At 42.9% G+C, this 15,814-nt stretch carries 18 protein-coding genes and 1 rRNA gene; 8 read left to right on the top strand and 11 right to left on the bottom strand.

Translation table 11 applies throughout. The annotated features are described in order from the left end of the window. The 4 genes from FTV18_RS15620 to FTV18_RS01470 all read right to left on the bottom strand — a co-directional run. Positions 1–70: ribosomal RNA gene (locus tag FTV18_RS15620) — 16S ribosomal RNA — on the bottom strand; the annotation flags it as partial. Positions 71–508: 438 nt separating this feature from the next. Then, positions 509–1,588, bottom strand: a complete 1,080-nt coding sequence (locus FTV18_RS01480; protein ID WP_180012345.1) for a DUF6670 family protein — start codon at positions 1,586–1,588, stop codon at positions 509–511. Between the two features lie 24 nt (positions 1,589–1,612). Next, complete coding sequence (gene pssA, locus FTV18_RS01475) at positions 1,613–2,434, bottom strand: CDP-diacylglycerol--serine O-phosphatidyltransferase (RefSeq protein WP_005233819.1); 822 nt, start codon at positions 2,432–2,434, stop codon at positions 1,613–1,615. A gap of 37 nt (positions 2,435–2,471) precedes the next feature. Then, positions 2,472–3,329: a 23S rRNA (adenine(2030)-N(6))-methyltransferase RlmJ gene (locus tag FTV18_RS01470; protein ID WP_004786802.1), complete on the bottom strand. Its 858-nt coding sequence runs from the start codon at positions 3,327–3,329 to the stop codon at positions 2,472–2,474. Positions 3,330–3,442: 113 nt separating this feature from the next. Between FTV18_RS01470 and FTV18_RS01465 the strand changes: the two genes are divergently transcribed. Both FTV18_RS01465 and FTV18_RS01460 read left to right on the top strand, forming a co-directional pair. Then, on the top strand, positions 3,443–4,045 hold the full coding sequence (locus FTV18_RS01465; protein ID WP_159122608.1) for a 2OG-Fe(II) oxygenase: 603 nt from the start codon (positions 3,443–3,445) through the stop codon (positions 4,043–4,045). A gap of 71 nt (positions 4,046–4,116) precedes the next feature. Beyond that, a complete protein-coding gene (locus tag FTV18_RS01460) occupies positions 4,117–4,644 on the top strand; it encodes a hypothetical protein (protein ID WP_159122609.1) in 528 nt (175 codons plus the stop codon). A gap of 71 nt (positions 4,645–4,715) precedes the next feature. Here FTV18_RS01460 and FTV18_RS01455 read toward each other — a convergent pair whose 3' ends face one another. From FTV18_RS01455 to FTV18_RS01430, 6 genes are all read right to left on the bottom strand, one after another. Further along, a complete protein-coding gene (locus FTV18_RS01455) occupies positions 4,716–4,973 on the bottom strand; it encodes a DUF2789 family protein (protein ID WP_104425715.1) in 258 nt (85 codons plus the stop codon). 116 nt (positions 4,974–5,089) lie between these two features. Further along, entirely contained in the window at positions 5,090–5,353 is a 264-nt protein-coding gene (locus FTV18_RS01450) for a DUF2789 family protein (protein WP_005233812.1), read from the bottom strand. Between the two features lie 46 nt (positions 5,354–5,399). Continuing rightward, positions 5,400–5,678, bottom strand: a complete 279-nt coding sequence (locus FTV18_RS01445) for a DUF2789 family protein (RefSeq protein ID WP_004786814.1) — start codon at positions 5,676–5,678, stop codon at positions 5,400–5,402. Positions 5,679–5,855: 177 nt separating this feature from the next. Continuing rightward, positions 5,856–6,842: a malate dehydrogenase gene (locus FTV18_RS01440; RefSeq protein WP_004786815.1), complete on the bottom strand. Its 987-nt coding sequence runs from the start codon at positions 6,840–6,842 to the stop codon at positions 5,856–5,858. A 172-nt stretch (positions 6,843–7,014) separates the two neighbouring features. After that, a complete protein-coding gene (locus tag FTV18_RS01435; protein ID WP_179992790.1) occupies positions 7,015–7,653 on the bottom strand; it encodes a ribonuclease I in 639 nt (212 codons plus the stop codon). Between the two features lie 34 nt (positions 7,654–7,687). After that, entirely contained in the window at positions 7,688–9,622 is a 1,935-nt protein-coding gene (locus FTV18_RS01430) for a transglycosylase SLT domain-containing protein (protein WP_373684721.1), read from the bottom strand. 334 nt (positions 9,623–9,956) lie between these two features. On the opposite strand from FTV18_RS01430, the gene miaB reads away from it, so the two are divergent. From miaB to FTV18_RS01405, 5 genes are all read left to right on the top strand, one after another. Beyond that, the gene (miaB, locus tag FTV18_RS01425; protein ID WP_180016525.1) at positions 9,957–11,414 is read left to right on the top strand and encodes a tRNA (N6-isopentenyl adenosine(37)-C2)-methylthiotransferase MiaB; all 1,458 of its coding nucleotides are present in this window, start codon (positions 9,957–9,959) and stop codon (positions 11,412–11,414) included. A gap of 38 nt (positions 11,415–11,452) precedes the next feature. After that, positions 11,453–12,529, top strand: a complete 1,077-nt coding sequence (locus FTV18_RS01420; RefSeq protein WP_004786823.1) for a PhoH family protein — start codon at positions 11,453–11,455, stop codon at positions 12,527–12,529. Positions 12,530–12,563: 34 nt separating this feature from the next. Further along, a complete protein-coding gene (ybeY, locus tag FTV18_RS01415; RefSeq protein WP_180016526.1) occupies positions 12,564–13,046 on the top strand; it encodes an rRNA maturation RNase YbeY in 483 nt (160 codons plus the stop codon). Between the two features lie 92 nt (positions 13,047–13,138). Beyond that, entirely contained in the window at positions 13,139–13,438 is a 300-nt protein-coding gene (locus FTV18_RS01410; protein ID WP_180016527.1) for an antibiotic biosynthesis monooxygenase, read from the top strand. A gap of 158 nt (positions 13,439–13,596) precedes the next feature. After that, positions 13,597–13,998: a hypothetical protein gene (locus tag FTV18_RS01405; RefSeq protein WP_034704356.1), complete on the top strand. Its 402-nt coding sequence runs from the start codon at positions 13,597–13,599 to the stop codon at positions 13,996–13,998. Here the strand turns inward: FTV18_RS01405 and FTV18_RS01400 are convergent. Beyond that, positions 13,995–14,852: an energy transducer TonB gene (locus FTV18_RS01400; RefSeq protein WP_180004392.1), complete on the bottom strand. Its 858-nt coding sequence runs from the start codon at positions 14,850–14,852 to the stop codon at positions 13,995–13,997. The genes FTV18_RS01405 and FTV18_RS01400 overlap by 4 nt on opposite strands. Before the next feature lie 261 nt (positions 14,853–15,113). Between FTV18_RS01400 and FTV18_RS01395 the strand changes: the two genes are divergently transcribed. Then, on the top strand, positions 15,114–15,800 hold the full coding sequence (locus FTV18_RS01395) for a hypothetical protein (protein WP_004786832.1): 687 nt from the start codon (positions 15,114–15,116) through the stop codon (positions 15,798–15,800). The last annotated feature ends 14 nt before the right edge of the window (positions 15,801–15,814 follow it).

Here is a 15,814-nt window from a genome sequence, read left to right as displayed (position 1 = left end):
CCCGCTCGACTTGCATGTGTTAAGCCTGCCGCCAGCGTTCAATCTGAGCCATGATCAAACTCTTCAGTTAAAATCATTTCGAACTTTATAAGTAAAGTTCTTAAACTTGGCTCATCAATTTTCTGACTTAAATTTCGCTCAAATAAACTTCGAGTAATTCAAACCAATCAATCAATGAAAATAATTTCGATCAATCAACCAGTAAAAATCCACACAAGTTGTTCTTCATAATCTCTTAATGATCTTCTCACTACTTCGTCAGTAGCAAGCTAGGTCGGCTATATTACTCTCTATCTCTAGAAAGTCAACCAGTAATGAAAATTATTTTTAAACTTCCTTTCTAAAACCCAACTCAACCATTTCATGCTAAGTTACTGTTTTATCAGAAGTTTTAATCTTCATCACCGCCGATGGATGTGCATTATAGACCAATCCCAAGCAAGCGCAACCCCTATTTTTAAGAAAATACTTCAGTTGATTATTATTTCTACAAAAATGCCGATTTTCCCTATTTTTTGAGCATTAAAGGTATAGGATTGGCCAATGTACTTAATAATTTCTCTTTTTTATTGTGTTCCTGAAAGCGCAAGGAGCGGCAATCTATATATTCACAGTAGCCCCCGTCCCCATGCTCAGTCTCGCCATTAATTCTAACTTCGTAATTAAAGCTTCCAACATAACCCGCAGCCAGACCAAATTTGAAATCTCCTCGGCTTTGTCCCTGCAGCCAGATCTGCATTCCTTTGCCATCTTCATAGCACCATTCAAACTCACGCGGCAGATACATCTTTTGCCCATTTGGAGTAGTCACACTCGGATAAACCCGATGCACCTTGAAATAGACTTTTTGATCGAACATTTGACTGGTCATATTTTTCAAGTCACGCAGATAAATTCGTGACTGCACAATGCTGTTCAGACTATCTCGAATTTGTGCCAACAATAATTGCCGTCCTTCACTCAGGTTAATAATCTGATAAGTCAGAAAGGCTAAAGGCAAATAGGGAAAATTAAAGCTTCGTGCAAATTCAAAACTACCTAAACTCTCGATAAGGTATTTCTGATCTTTATAATGTAAGGTGCCCTGACAATAACAAAGCAAAGACCAATGATCAGCCAGTGCAAAGCGCATTTGGGTAAAGTGTGAAATCAGATTGGTCGTATGGATGCTGAGATCAAAGCCCAGTTCAGAATCAAAACGTTGTAAACGAAAATGTGGAAAGTCGCCGGTCAGTTTTTCACGATCTAGAAACTGAAACAGGCCATACTGAAACTTGCAATCCTTTTTGATTGAATAGCAATTTAATTGTCCCGCCATATGCGGACTGGTACTACAGATTACTGTGGCTGTATCCAGTGCATTGGTTTGAATAGCACTCGGGTTAGCCAACATCGGTGCATTAGGCTGACCAATAATACTAAGAAAATTAAGATAATGAAGGGGTGCAGGCAGATCAGGAAGCGTCAGGCCCTGATGAATAATTTTATATTTCTGGTTTGGCCCATGATAGGCAAGATTATGCTGGGAAACAGCAGGAGTCTGATTCAGCTGTTTCGAACGATCTAGAAAATCTTGAAGAAACTGCATCTCAAACTCCTTATTTTTATATTGTTATAAGGTACTCTGTCTTTTTGCCATAAAGGTTGTAAGGAAACCAGACAAAGCATAGATGACAGAGATCACGAGAATCCCTACCGGAATATTATAAGTCATCGCTGCAAAGATAAACACCGCGATCGGCAACACGAAAAACGGCACCCGTCTACGCTCTACGGTTTTAAATGAATAGTATTTGATATTAGAAATCATCAATAAGCCAACGATTACGATAATCGCAGCATTAATGATTTGTACAGTAAAATCACGAATATCAAACACAGCCGGGAAGTCCAATCCTACCCAGACCAGTGAAATAATAATGACGGCTGCTAATGGACTTGCAACGCCAATAAAATAGCGTTTATCCACCACTCCAATCTGAACGTTAAAGCGGGCTAGACGGAAAGCTGCACAAGCCGTATAGACAAAACAAGCCGCCAGACCGATACGGCCTAAATCACTTAATCCCCAGCTATACATCAAAATAGCCGGTGCCACCCCAAATGCCAGCATATCGGATAGTGAGTCGAACTGTTCACCGAATGGACTTTGTGCCCCAATCGCACGTGCCACACGACCATCGAGACCATCAAATAAAGCTGCCAAGAAAATCGCATAAATAGCTTGCTGAAACTCACCATTCATGCTGGCAATAATCGAGTAAAAGCCTGATAACAACGCAGCGGTTGTAATCAGGTTAGGCCACAGATAGATACCTCGACGCTTAACTCTTTGCCCTTCCTGGGTATGCTCTACCTCTTCCACCTCGAAGGTGATGCCATCAAATGGCAAATCTTTCGAAGATTCGTGTTCCGGCTTATTTGTACTTGTCATTCTTGTCGATCCTAACTATGACCCGATCTTTAAAATATTATTCGCCTACTAACCAACGAACTGCTGCATGACCGCCATTTTCCTGCATACGCAAATGCGGGAATAACCATTGCAGCGCTTCGTCTGCATCTTCAGAGAACTTCCAAGGTGGGTTAATCACCAGTAAACCACAACCATTTAAACCCACTGGTGTATCATCTGGCCATACACAGATTTCACATACCAACTGACGGCGAATCCCGGTCTTGAACATTTTCTTCTCGAAACGTTCAATCATGGCACGGTCTTTAATTGGGTACCAAACTGCAAATACGCCTGTCGGCCATTTTTTATAAGCAGCAACCAGTAATTCAACCAGCTGTGGGAAGTCTTTACGCTCCAGCTCATACGGCGGATCGATCATCACCAGACCACGTTTTTCTTTCGGTGGAATGACTGCGAGCAAGCCTTCATACGCATCACGCTCATGCAAACCGGCGCGTTTGTCAAAAATGTTATGACGTAACTGCTGGAACACATCACGCTGCATTTCAAAAATGGTGGCCTTGTCAATTTCACGCATGCCTTCCAGTGCAAACCAAGGTGAACCCGGATATGCACCTTTACCAAAGTTTTCACGCATTTTCTCAACAATTTTTAAATATTGTTGTACGCCTTCTGGCGCATTACGCTTGACCGAATCATCCAGCTTGATCAGACGATGAATACCGTTCAGGAATTCCCCTGACTTTTGCGCTTCAGAGGTGGATAAATCATATTTACCTGCACCACCATGTGTATCTACATAGCGATATGGTTTATCTTTTGCATTGAGTCGAGTCAATAATTGAAGCAACAATACATGCTTCATGACATCGGCAAAGTTGCCAGCATGGTAATGGTGACGGTAATTCATGTTTCATTAATTCCTAATATCAACCGCTATTTTAACATGAAAAATAGTTTCGTTCAGACCCGATTCTTACATAGAATAGCGCGACCCCAATTTACCCTTCTAGGTGAGTTTCTATGGAAGCAGTTCAACTCCCGGCAACCTGGCCAGTTGATCAGATTATTGATGATCTAGATCAGCATGGTTTTAGCATGATCGACAATGCTTATGCCCCATCCTATGTTGAACAGCTGATTGCTGAATGTACCAGTAATCTGGAACGCTTTCGTGATGCAGCCATTCAGAATGGCGTAGTCAGCAATATCCGCAGTGATCACATTCTCTGGCTCAATGAAGATCTGGAAATTTCTAACCAGCATGTGCAAACCTTACAGGCTTTAGGTCATGAGCTGAACCGCGCTTTCTTCCTCGGCATTAAAGATGTGGAAGCCCATTTTGCCTGCTATAACGCGGGTGAGTTCTATGCCCTGCATCGCGATAATCCTCAAGGCAAAAATGGCCGGATGATTTCTGCGGTTTATTATCTGCATGATGATTGGCAAGATAACTGGGGCGGCGAACTACATCTGCAGGATAAAAATGATCAATGGCATATTATCCAGCCTAAACCAAACCGTATTGCCTTCTTCCAAAGTGATTTAATGCATGAAGTTTTAAAAGCCAAACATCAACGTTTATCAATCACCGCCTGGTTAAGAAGTGATACCTGTTTGCTCTAATCCTTTTTCCACGCTTTAAATTTCAATTTTCAGCCTCATATAGCAATCATTGAGATATAAGGACTGCGTTCATGCGACCAACCCCCAAAGAGATCATTGCACGCATTGGTGAAACAGATCAGCTGTTTTTAAATGGCAATACGCCTGAGCTGGCGCTTGAACGGGCGGATCTTCGTCTGCAATTGGTGACTATTAGCCAGTTACGTCAAGAGCAGGTGCATTTCCTGCAAGAAGCGATTGTTCTGCTGGAGCAGAGCCGGATTGAATTTGAAGAAATGCCACTGGATTTGTATATCAATCTGTCTTTACACCTGGCCAAAGCCTATATGATCTACTTTGAGCTGACCAAAGAAGATCATTATGCGCTTATTACCCAGCAGATTCTAAAACCAATGACCAATTATGAGCATGCGGATATTTATTTCTTCCTGGCTTATGCATCTGCCAGTAAGAAAGAGCCTGCCATGACTCGTCACTGGCTAAATAAATACAGTAAAACGGCCCATTTTGACCATGAACTGGTAGGCCAGCATCCGGCATTTGATGAATATCGTCAACTGGAATGGTTTATCCAGATTCTGCGTAGCCGTATGCATTAAAACAACGAAATCTGTTCCTATAAAAATGCCTCACATTGATGAGGCATTTTTTATGAATTAATTTGATTTACTCAAGCCAAACGGCGTCGATCTGCATCCAGATGCAATTGCTGATTCAGTTCATCAATCCAGATTGCCCAGTCATCATCCTGTACCAGATGACTAATCAACAGCGAACGCTGCGCTTTATTCCAGAACGGTGCTTCATGCAATGACATATGGGCAGGTAGCTGATGAGTACGTATATAAAGCTCAATTGCCGCCGGGCTGTTAGCGAGGCCGAGTTGAGAAAATAACAGTTCTAAGGATGGTTGGTTCTTCCCGAGCATATGCCCTCCTTATATCAGATATATTGTAGTTATTTATAGGACTAACTTATAAGATAAGACAAAAAAAACCTAGTCAAAGAACTAGGTTTTGTTGTGTCTTTTTGTATAAAGAAACTTTAATTGCTTTCAGGGCCTTCTTTATCACTTTCGACATGTAAAAGCTGGTTCAGTTTATCAATGATTACGATCCATTCATCATCCTGATGCCAGTGTTCGCGAAGAAAAGCGCTTTGCCCCTCATTCCAGAAATCTGCATCCGGCAAAATCACGTCTGATGGTAGCTGATGATTTTTGGTAAATTCATCAATTGATGCTTCATCAGCAGGCAAGCCTAATTGCTCAAATAATAATTCTAAAGTCACTTGCTGTTCTAATACCATTCGCTCACTCCATCATAAAAATAATCAGTTCATTGATTTGAAAATATTATTGACGCTTAGAAGAAGGTAGATCACAAGAACCACTTCCTTCCGCCTCAATATGCAATTGCTCATTGAGTACATCTACAAAAATTGCCCAGTCATCATCTTCTTTCCAGTGACCAATCAGAAAATCATGTTGGTTTTTGGTCCAGAAAGGAGCTTTATGTAAGGGGACGTCCATCCCAATCTGATGGGTTTTGATAAATTCATCGATTGCTTCCGGGCTTGAATCCAAGCCGAGTTGCTCAAAAAAAAGTTCCATGGTAGGTCGCTGCTCTAACATCTCAGTACCTCCTCTTTTGTTGATGATTCTTCTTATTAAACTAGATGAGCCACTCGCAAAGTTCAGTTGTCCCTCCTTCACAAGATGTTATTTTTTGTTCTTTAAATTTTTTAGAAATAGCAATAAAAAAGCACCCCCAATGGAGTGCTTTTTTAACTTAATCTTAAAAAGATTAAATTATTTGATCATGTCAGCAACTGCAGCGCGCTCTTCTTCAAGCTCGTTCAGTGTAACGTTGATACGTTCACGGCTGAATTCGTCGATTTCAAGACCTTGAACGATTTTGTATTCACCGTTTTCAGTAGTTACAGGGAAACCGAACATTACGCCTTCAGGAATACCATAAGAACCGTCAGAAGGAATACCCATAGTTACCCATTTTCCGTTTGTGCCAAGAGCCCAATCGCGCATATGGTCGATTGCAGCGTTTGCAGCAGAAGCAGCAGAAGACAAACCACGTGCTTCGATGATCGCAGCACCACGTTTACCAACAGTTGGAAGGAATACGTCTTTGTTCCAAGCTGCATCGTTGATTTTGTCTTTCAAGCTTTCGCCGTTTACGTTCGCAAAACGGTAGTCAGCATACATTGTTGGAGAGTGGTTACCCCAAACAGTCATGTTTTCGATGTCAGAAACTGCAACACCCGCTTTTTGAGCAAGTTGAGTTAACGCACGGTTGTGGTCAAGACGCAACATTGCTGTGAAGTTTTTCGCTGGAAGATCTGGAGCAGATTTCATTGCGATGTAAGCGTTAGTGTTCGCAGGGTTACCTACAACAAGAACTTTAACGTCACGGCTAGCAACTTCGTTCAGTGCTTGGCCTTGACCAATGAAGATTTCGCCATTTACTTTAAGCAGGTCAGCACGTTCCATACCAGGACCACGTGGACGTGAACCAACTAATAGAGCATAGTCTGCATCTTTGAAAGCTACTTTAGGATCATCAGTACCGATCATGCCCGCCAATAATGGGAAAGCACAGTCGTCTAGTTCCATCATTACGCCTTTAAGCGCTTGCTGAGCTTTCTCAACAGGAATTTCTAATAATTGAAGAATAACTGGTTGGTCTTTACCAAGCATTTCACCGCTTGCGATACGGAATAATAGGCTGTAACCAATTTGACCAGCAGCGCCAGTAACGGCAACGCGAACAGGTTGCTTCATGTAATTATCTCCAATTGAGAGGATCGTCATAATGATTAAATAGCTGTTCTATCTAATCTTAATAATCATAAACGGCAAAGATTGTACTCCAATCCTCTTCGAGATGCATGTAAAAGAGAATGGATTTCAACAAAAGTATGATAGGAAATATAAATTAATTTGGCTAAAAAGCTTAGTATGTCCCTTTTATTGTGACAGTTTTTGGGCATGTATTAATAATGTTTGCAGGACAGCCTTTATAGCCGCCATTGGCGTTGTAGCAGACCTGAATCGACGTCAGCAGACTGGATGCGCGGGTCTGATGGCAGTTAAAACGCAATGCTGTTGAAGGCAGTTGCGGATTGATTTTCAGAAATTTGGAACGCAGCATATCAATGGAAACGGTATGGCTTTCCTGCTCAGTAAGTTCTTCTGGAACTTTCAGACGATCAGCATGATTGATCACCGTACGAAAATACTGCGTGGCATTCATCGGAATACAACCACCAATATTATGCCAGAGCAATGCGCGGGTATTTTCATCCGGCATGATACGGGCCACCACTTTAGCCTGCAAAGGCGGTAACTTCGCAGAACTGGTAGTAGTGCAATGTGTTGATGTGGTTTGAGGATAGAGACCAGAAATATTTAGGGAATAACCTTCAAGACATTTTCTTTTTTTACTGTAGGCCGGATCCAGACTGCAAAGTGCCGGTACCATCTGGATGTCCATGACATAACCCGTTGGCAGTGCAAAGGCAGCTGGACTTGCTGCTAAAAATAAAAGCGCAGCCCATCCAGCAGAAATTTGAGCACCCCTTATTCCCTTGATCAACAAACTATCCTTCCCTTAGATTTTTTGAATGCTATGGTGTATTACGTAACGGAATGGCTTGCATACGCTTACCGACCGATTGTGCGCCCTGTCCCAATAAAATACCGTAATATGTCGCGTTCGTCATGACATGTTTCACATAATCTCGCGTTTCCAGTAAAGGAATGGTTTCGGTATATTGATCCGCAGCAATACTTTGGAATTCGGGTTGCCAACGGCGGGCACGGTTCGGGCCGGCATTATAACCTGCTGTAGCCAGTACTGGACTATTGCTCAATTGACGCTGAATTGTTGATAAATAGTAAGTTCCGTAACGGATATTGGTGTTCATATCGGTTAAGGCTGCGGGGTTATAAGTCTCACCCATTTGACGAGCAACCAGTTTGGCGGTGTCCGGCATGATTTGCATCAAACCACCAGCGCCTACATGAGAGCGTGCGCCGGTATTAAACCGGCTTTCCTGACGCATCAAACCATAAGCCCAAGCGGCATCAATGCCAGCATTACGGCTATGGCTCACGACATAATTCTGATGTGGCATCGGATAACGATAATTGTAATTATGCTTGTCCGCAGTACGATCTGCTGCATAAATGGCACGGTCATACCAGCCCATATCCATCGCACGTTTGGCTGCTGCCAACAGTAAATCGTCATCTTTTCTTAAATAAGCCTGTCGAACTGCCCAGTTCCATTCACGGTTAATATAATTCTCTGGCGCATTAATACTACGCAAGACAAAGGCACGGCGGAAATGAATATCTTGGTTCAGGCGTTGCATGGCCTGGCTGGATGGCTGTGCTGAGTTTGGTGTAGAAGCCGTTAACTGGCCTAATCTATCTCGCGCTAGCAGGTTATGATAATCCTCACCGACTGCCAGTTTTTTATAGATACTTTCTGCCGCCTGTTTTGAAGCGCGATCTGTGCGCTGTTCACTGGCACGTGCCAGCCAATATTGCCAGCGGTCTTCCTGTTTCTGGTTCACACTCATGGCATCAATGGCACGAATCAGACTTTCCCAGGCACTAAAACGAATCGCCTGACGGGCATAAATTTCGGCTTCTTCCGGACTAAATGGCAAACCATAACTGGCATCCAGATAGTTCAGCACTTCACGGTTGAAGTTATTTTTCATTACCGTAGTGCCGCCGATATAACCCACAGTTCTGAATAGTGTTTTTTGTACTTGTACCGGTGTGCCTTCAGCAGTACGTTTTACAATGGACATTGCTGAATCAAGATCGCTATCTGCCAGACGCCCCAACGCATAAATCAGATAGGCATGATCAGCGGCAGTACTTTTAGGGGCTGACCATAAATAATTGGTTGGATTGGCCTGAATCGTATTGAGCTGAGCCAGAGACAGGTTAAGCCCTAAACCTTGTGCAGTGGCAATAGCCTGTCCAGACTGACCAGCACGTAATTGCACCCACAAACGCTGCTGGCGGTCTTCATTGGTCATAAGCGGACTGGATAACATCATGCGTCCCAAGCCTGTACAAGACTCAGGTTGAGAATTGGTGGTTAGCCAAACATCCTTAAACTCAGCATAAACCAGCTGATCGCCACTTTTGGCACGGACTTGTGCAACTGCACAGGCTTCAGCCGGATCGGCATTGGTGACATATTGCAGAACTGGTTGCGCAGTAGAAAAGTCAGCCATTTTGACTTTTTCTTCGACATAATCGGCTGCGAGTTTTTCTGCCATAGCCGACTGAGGATAACGTTGGGCGAAACTGATAATTTGACTGGCAGGTTGTGAGCCAAGATTCTGGTTCAGAATCCAGTATTCAGGATAATAGCCCAAGACATCATTTTGCATGGCAGACTGATATTGTTGTAATTGTCCGATATTTCCAGCATTTGCCGCGCGTAAGGCATCATTAAATTGTTCTTCTGCTGCCTGCACACTCATTGAACAGAGACACGCCACACTCAAGCTTAGTAATTTATAATATTTCTTCATATTTTTAGTGTGTTTAAACATCAATTTGCCTTCTATCATCGAGTTTTCGCCCAGCCCCTGTTGCCTATCATAAGAGTTAGCCGGAAAATTATAACCCACTGTATTGTTCACTTATGTAACCTTATGATTAGACAATATTAATTTTCAGACACTTTTTGTCCATAAATCAATATTTTCCCAGCCGCATTTTAGGCTATAAGTTTAAGCGACTTTCCTGCTAAAATATGCGCCTTTTAAAGATTTCAGAACGTGAATTGAATTTTTATTTACCCGTTTGCCTATGCAAACAGGTTATTCGTTCACTCTTTCGACGTATTACCTTGTAGGAGCCTACATGACGGTTCAAACCTTCATTCCGAATGGTGCCCCAGCTGCCTCAGAAAACACTGTCACCCAGCCAGCGCACACCCCAGCCATCGATGGTTCAGTTAAAAAACTGTATATCGAAACGCAAGGGTGTCAGATGAATGAGTATGACAGTCACCGTATGGCAGATCTGCTGGGCGATTCCCACGGCTATGTGCTGACCACTGATCCTAAAGAAGCGGATATTCTGCTGATGAATACCTGCTCGATCCGTGAAAAGGCACAAGAAAAAGTATTCTCAGAATTGGGCCGCTGGCGCAAGCTGAAAGAAAAAAATTCGGATCTGATTATTGGTGTCGGTGGATGTGTGGCTTCTCAGGAAGGTGACAATATCCAGAAACGTGCCAATTATGTAGACATGATTTTTGGCCCGCAAACCCTGCACCGTTTACCGCAAATGCTGGACCAGCATTTTGAGCAGGTCGAAAAACCGAAAAAAGAAAAAATTAAACTGGTCGATATTTCGTTCCCGGACATCGAAAAATTTGACTTCCTGCCTGAACCGCGTGTTGAAGGTTATAAGGCCTTTGTTTCGATCATGGAAGGCTGCTCAAAATACTGTTCATTCTGTGTAGTTCCATATACACGTGGCGAAGAAGTATCTCGCCCGCTGGATGACGTTCTGGCTGAAATTGCTGGCTTAGCAGAAAAAGGTGTGCGTGAAATTTCCCTGCTCGGTCAGAACGTGAATGGTTATCGCGGTGAGACCTTTGACGGAAAAATCTGTACTTTTGCCGATCTGTTACGTTTGGTTGCAGAAATTCCAGGTATTGGCCGTATTCGTTATACCACTTCCCATCCATTGGAATTCAATGATGATCTGATCCAGTGCTATCGTGACCTGCCACAGATGGTGTCGCATCTGCATCTGCCGGTGCAAAGCGGTTCCAATGATGTATTGCAGGCGATGAAACGTAATCACACCATTGATGTGTATATCGAGAAAATCGAAAAGTTACGTAAAGTTCGCCCAGACATGCATTTATCTTCAGACTTTATTATCGGCTTCCCGGGCGAAACCGATGAGAACTTCGAAGAAACCTATCAGTTTATTCAGGATCTGGATTTCGACCATTCTTATAGTTTTGTTTATTCCAAACGTCCGGGCACCCCTGCCGCAGAGCTGGAAGATACGACACCTGAACAGGTGAAAAAAGAACGCTTGGCCAAAGTTCAGGACTGGATTAAACAGTCCAGTATTCGTAAAACAGATGCCATGCTCGGTACAGTCCAGCGCGTACTGGTTGAGAAAGTTTCTGATAAAGACCCGAACGTTCTAGTCGGTACAGCAGACAACACCCGTTATGTCACCTTTATTGGCAATGCATCGTGGGTAGGACGCTTTGCAGAGATCGAAATCACCGAAATTAAAACTTTAAATTTAGTTTACGGTGAGCTCTTGAATCTTGAGCCTGACGTGGCGTAATGTAGAGCATATAACGTACACTTCTAAAAGGAACACTCTTGACTGCAACGATTCGACGTACAGTAGCTTTTCCTGGAATTTCGATGGACCGTTTACAAGCCGTCTTAGGTGCCTATAACGGTCATTTGAAACAAATTGAACAACGTTTAGACGTCAAAATTTCCCACCGAGGTGAAAGTTTCTTTATCGATGGTGGAATCGATGCCGTTGAGAGAGCCGAAATGCTCTTGCAACGTCTTCATGAAGAATCTGAACACAGCCAGCAGATCAGTGCAGATACTTTGCATATGATGATTCAAGGTAGCCAGACCGATCGTGAACTCCAGGAGAACCTGGAAGAACAGGAACATACCGGTCTGGACAATGTCTGGCTGCAGACGCGTAAAGGCCGGATCAATCCGCGCGGTGCCAACCAGAAACGTTATGTACAGCGTATTCTGCAAAGTGATATTTCCTTTGGTATTGGCCCTGCGGGTACCGGTAAAACCTATCTCGCCGTTGCAGCCGCTGTAGATATGCTGGAGCGTAATGAAATCCAGCGTATCTTACTGGTTCGTCCTGCAGTTGAAGCAGGTGAAAAACTTGGCTTCCTGCCGGGGGATTTAACCCAGAAGATCGATCCGTATTTGCGTCCCCTTTATGATGCCCTGTATGAGATGCTTGGTTTCGAAAAAGTGGCCAAGCTGATCGAACGTCAGATTATTGAAGTTGCACCGCTTGCCTATATGCGTGGTCGTACCCTGAATCATTCTTTTGTGATTCTGGACGAAGCCCAGAACACTACACCTGAACAGATGAAGATGTTCCTGACCCGTTTAGGTTTCGGTTCACGTGCAGTGATTACTGGTGACGTGACTCAGGTGGATTTACCACGAGGTCAGCAGTCTGGTCTGGCACATGCCTTACGTGTGATTGATAAAATCCCTGAAATTCATATTACCCGTTTCCATTCTCGTGACGTCGTGCGTCACCAGCTGGTTCAGAAAATTGTTGAAGCCTACGAAGGCTGGGACAGTGAACAGCAGCGTTTAAGCGCTGAGGCTCGTGCTGAGCGTAAAGCCCGTCAGGAAGCCTTGATCGCTGAGAATGATGCTGCGGCTGATGCACAGCATTAAAGCTGCATTGTTATTTAATTTTTAAGGATTCACGTTGAAACTTAGTCTCTCCCTGCAACAGGACTTTCAGTCACCAGAACTGGTGCTGAAACGTGCCTATATTAAAAAAGTTGTAGAAACCACTTTGCGCCATATCGGTACCCAAAGTGATTGTGAAATTGGCATTGCCTGTGTCGATAATGACGAAAGTCATAAACTCAATCTGGAATATCGCGGCAAGGATAAACCGACCAATGTCCTGTCTTTTCCAAGTGAACTTCCAGATGAAATGGCACAGGTTCTGGATGCTTTCCCGATCGGTGATTTGGTGATTTGTATTCCAGTAGTGCTGCGTGAAGCTGCTGAACAGGCCAAAGCTCCACTGCTCCATTTCACCCATATGCTGGTACATGGCACTTTGCATCTGATGGGTTATGACCATGAAACTTCAGAGGAAGATGCTGAAGAAATGGAAGGCATTGAGATCGAGATTCTGGACAAACTGGGTATTGCTAATCCTTATCTGGAAAGAGATTAAAATTCAATAATTAAAAAGCGGGCTAAGGCTCGCTTTTTTCATTTTATTCACTTCATAATAAGCTCAATTTAAGAAATAAAATAAAAACCTTCATGAAATATGTCGTGATTTTCAAAGCGCAAATTAAAGAATTAGATCAGTGTTATTTTGAAACAGCCCAGCGAATGAGAGAAAGAGCCCTTTCACAATTTCAGTGCCAGTATTTTGAAGCCTTAACCGAAGGTACTCAGGAAATTGCGCTTTCTTACTGGAACAGTCTTCATGATATTCGCGCCTGGCATGAAGATGCTGAACATCAGGCCGCTCAAGAGCTAGGGAAAAATAGCTGGTATACATATTTCAGCGTGGAAGTCTGTGAAGTTTTACGGCGCTATGATGCACAGTTAAATTAAATACTCATCGATCCTTATTTATTTTTTTCTTGATCTGTTCTTAGATACAGAGTTTTAAAAAAATATCTGCTTACGCATTCATGATTTCTTCCAGAAATACATAAGCACATAATGAACTTTAACAAAGAACTGTGCTTCAAAAATTTTAGGAGAACGTAATGAAAAGATTGTTCTCGACTGCATTACTTATTTTCTCTCCCTGGCTGTGTTCAGCACTTTATGCCCACTCAATTCCCATGTGCCCAAAAATTAAATTTCAACAGAACCAAAGCTCATGGGCAGGCCATTATTATTTAAACGGAGTTATGGAATTAGGTTCGGAGTTGCTTCTGCAAGCAGATGGTACCTTTAAATGGTATCTGGCCTATGGTGCTCTAGATCAATTTGCCGAAGGAACATGGTGGCAAAATAAAGAGTGTATTGGCTTAAAAGCAGATCCAAAGTACCAGGACTTGATGATATTTCCCAAATATCTAGCCATAGATGAGAACCATTTAAATGTGGTTTGGGATGATGGAACTCAGCAAGGTAGTTATATACAGGCGAAGCGTCCAGATTAACGCACCTCAAATTCTGCTTCAGCCGGATCAAAACGCCAGGTTCGAATGATTCGTAACTCGGAAATATCCGACATCTTGGCATCAAATGCTCCGAACGGTGCTGCCTTGCGTACTGAAGATTTTGCAGCTTCATCTAGCAAACTATGCCCTGAACTGTCAATTAAGCGAATTGCACGAATTCCGCCGTTCTGGTTCAGGATCACCATCAAGCGCACCTCTCCTGCCAGATTCTGCTGTTTAGCCGCGTCTGGATAATAGCGGTTACCATAGAACTCTACTTTTTGACGGAATTTTTCCAGATAAGCCGCAGAAACATCCTGTTTGGACTGGATGCCATCTACGGTTTTAATTTTTTGCTGACGACTGAAGTTTTGTTGTCGTTGCAGATATTGGGCTTCAAGACTGGCTACCATAGCGGCTTTGGCCTGAAACTGACTTTGTAACTGTTCCTGCAGTTTTTTGCGCTGATTTTCTTCCGCCTGTTTTTGCCAGCTTAAAGTCGTCATCAGCACTTTTTCTTCAAAGCTTAATTCACGCTGCTGTTGCAACATGTCCGGACTTTCTTGCTGCTCTTCTCCGGTCTTTTGCTCCATCAACGGTGCAGGCATATCGCTCGACATACGATGTGCTTCACGAAATTTGCCTGAACCTTGCTGATCAGTTTGAGCCAGAAAATCTGCATGCTCAATTTTTTCATCAGTTTGACGAATACTGACCGCAATCTCTTTAGTCATGCTCTCCTGATCTTGTGGCATACCAAATTCCAGCGTGAGAAAAATCACGTGCAAAATAACAGCTGCAAATACGGCGCTATTAAAAATTGGATCTTTCCACCAGGCTTTGACCAGAGGCATTAATATCATGGTTGATCTCATCGCTACGAACCCAGACTTGAGTCCATCCCCCAAACAGCATTTTTAAAATTAAAAAATAAACGGCTTTGCATTTTTCTTTTAAAAATGCCAAACCCATCAAATCTTCAACGTTACATAACTAAAACCCTAAAAATGGTGCTATTTATTTTGCTAAACTGCAAGCTGAAACTCTTGTATTTTTTATACAATTCGACAAGATACACTTCGAATTAAAACATATAGTTGCCAGGACGCTTAAAGATGCAAACGCTAATTTCCAATATTTCTAATAAAATTCGCCAGGCATATCAAAAGGCGGAAGGATTTATTGAGGATGAACGCGAATTTCCTTTGTCTCAAGTTTTCCTGAATGCGACATTTCAACGTTTTGTCACTGACAATGTTTCCATGCTGAAAGATCTGCATGCCGATCTGCATGATGACTGGTTACGACTCTATGCCACGCTGGACTATAAAGGTCTGAACGTGACCTTATCGGTTGATTTAAAACTGGTGCAAATGGAGCTGAATAAGAATACGCAGCTCATTGTATTTGAACAGATCAGTGATACCCAGTTGATTGAAGCCAAATACCCAAATGTCTTTTATAAACTGGGGGTACGATTCGCCCTGTTTTTCTATCAGCGCGTGCTGAATAAGGACCCTCTTGGCATGATTCTGGAAAAACTGGGCGTCATTAAAGTAAAAGATGATTTATTGCATCTGGATTTAAACCGCTGGTTAGGTAAAAACCGCTCGGTGATTGAGACGCTTGGTAAGGTTCATGTAAATCACGCCGTACTTCGCGAAGCTGAACTGGTGGTGATCGGTAATGTGAATCTTGCTGCCCTGTTCAGAAAGCTTTCTCAGGAAAAAGAAGAGAAATGGGACGAAGACGACATGGATGACAATAAAGTCACACCGATCAAACAGAAAGAACCGACTTAAACTGTGTGTAATTC

It is taken from the genome of Acinetobacter sp. YH12241 (assembly GCF_013417535.1).
GTDB lineage: Bacteria > Pseudomonadota > Gammaproteobacteria > Pseudomonadales > Moraxellaceae > Acinetobacter.
The sequence above is the reverse complement of the archived record's forward strand: the minus strand, read 5'-3'. Positions and strand labels throughout refer to the sequence as shown.

Excerpts from the sequence above, each read along its gene's own strand:
- FTV18_RS01480 (WP_180012345.1), bottom strand. The coding sequence starts at position 1,588 with ATGCAGTTTCTTCAAGATTTTCTAGATCGTTCGAAACAGCTGAATCAG.
- pssA (WP_005233819.1), bottom strand. The coding sequence starts at position 2,434 with ATGACAAGTACAAATAAGCCGGAACACGAATCTTCGAAAGATTTGCCA.
- FTV18_RS01470 (WP_004786802.1), bottom strand. The coding sequence starts at position 3,329 with ATGAATTACCGTCACCATTACCATGCTGGCAACTTTGCCGATGTCATG.
- FTV18_RS01465 (WP_159122608.1), top strand. The coding sequence starts at position 3,443 with ATGGAAGCAGTTCAACTCCCGGCAACCTGGCCAGTTGATCAGATTATT.
- FTV18_RS01460 (WP_159122609.1), top strand. The coding sequence starts at position 4,117 with ATGCGACCAACCCCCAAAGAGATCATTGCACGCATTGGTGAAACAGAT.
- FTV18_RS01455 (WP_104425715.1), bottom strand. The coding sequence starts at position 4,973 with ATGCTCGGGAAGAACCAACCATCCTTAGAACTGTTATTTTCTCAACTC.
- FTV18_RS01450 (WP_005233812.1), bottom strand. The coding sequence starts at position 5,353 with ATGGTATTAGAACAGCAAGTGACTTTAGAATTATTATTTGAGCAATTA.
- FTV18_RS01445 (WP_004786814.1), bottom strand. The coding sequence starts at position 5,678 with ATGTTAGAGCAGCGACCTACCATGGAACTTTTTTTTGAGCAACTCGGC.
- FTV18_RS01440 (WP_004786815.1), bottom strand. The coding sequence starts at position 6,842 with ATGAAGCAACCTGTTCGCGTTGCCGTTACTGGCGCTGCTGGTCAAATT.
- FTV18_RS01430 (WP_373684721.1), bottom strand. The coding sequence starts at position 9,622 with ATGAAGAAATATTATAAATTACTAAGCTTGAGTGTGGCGTGTCTCTGT.
- miaB (WP_180016525.1), top strand. The coding sequence starts at position 9,957 with ATGACGGTTCAAACCTTCATTCCGAATGGTGCCCCAGCTGCCTCAGAA.
- FTV18_RS01410 (WP_180016527.1), top strand. The coding sequence starts at position 13,139 with ATGAAATATGTCGTGATTTTCAAAGCGCAAATTAAAGAATTAGATCAG.
- FTV18_RS01405 (WP_034704356.1), top strand. The coding sequence starts at position 13,597 with ATGAAAAGATTGTTCTCGACTGCATTACTTATTTTCTCTCCCTGGCTG.
- FTV18_RS01400 (WP_180004392.1), bottom strand. The coding sequence starts at position 14,852 with ATGCCTCTGGTCAAAGCCTGGTGGAAAGATCCAATTTTTAATAGCGCC.
- FTV18_RS01395 (WP_004786832.1), top strand. The coding sequence starts at position 15,114 with ATGCAAACGCTAATTTCCAATATTTCTAATAAAATTCGCCAGGCATAT.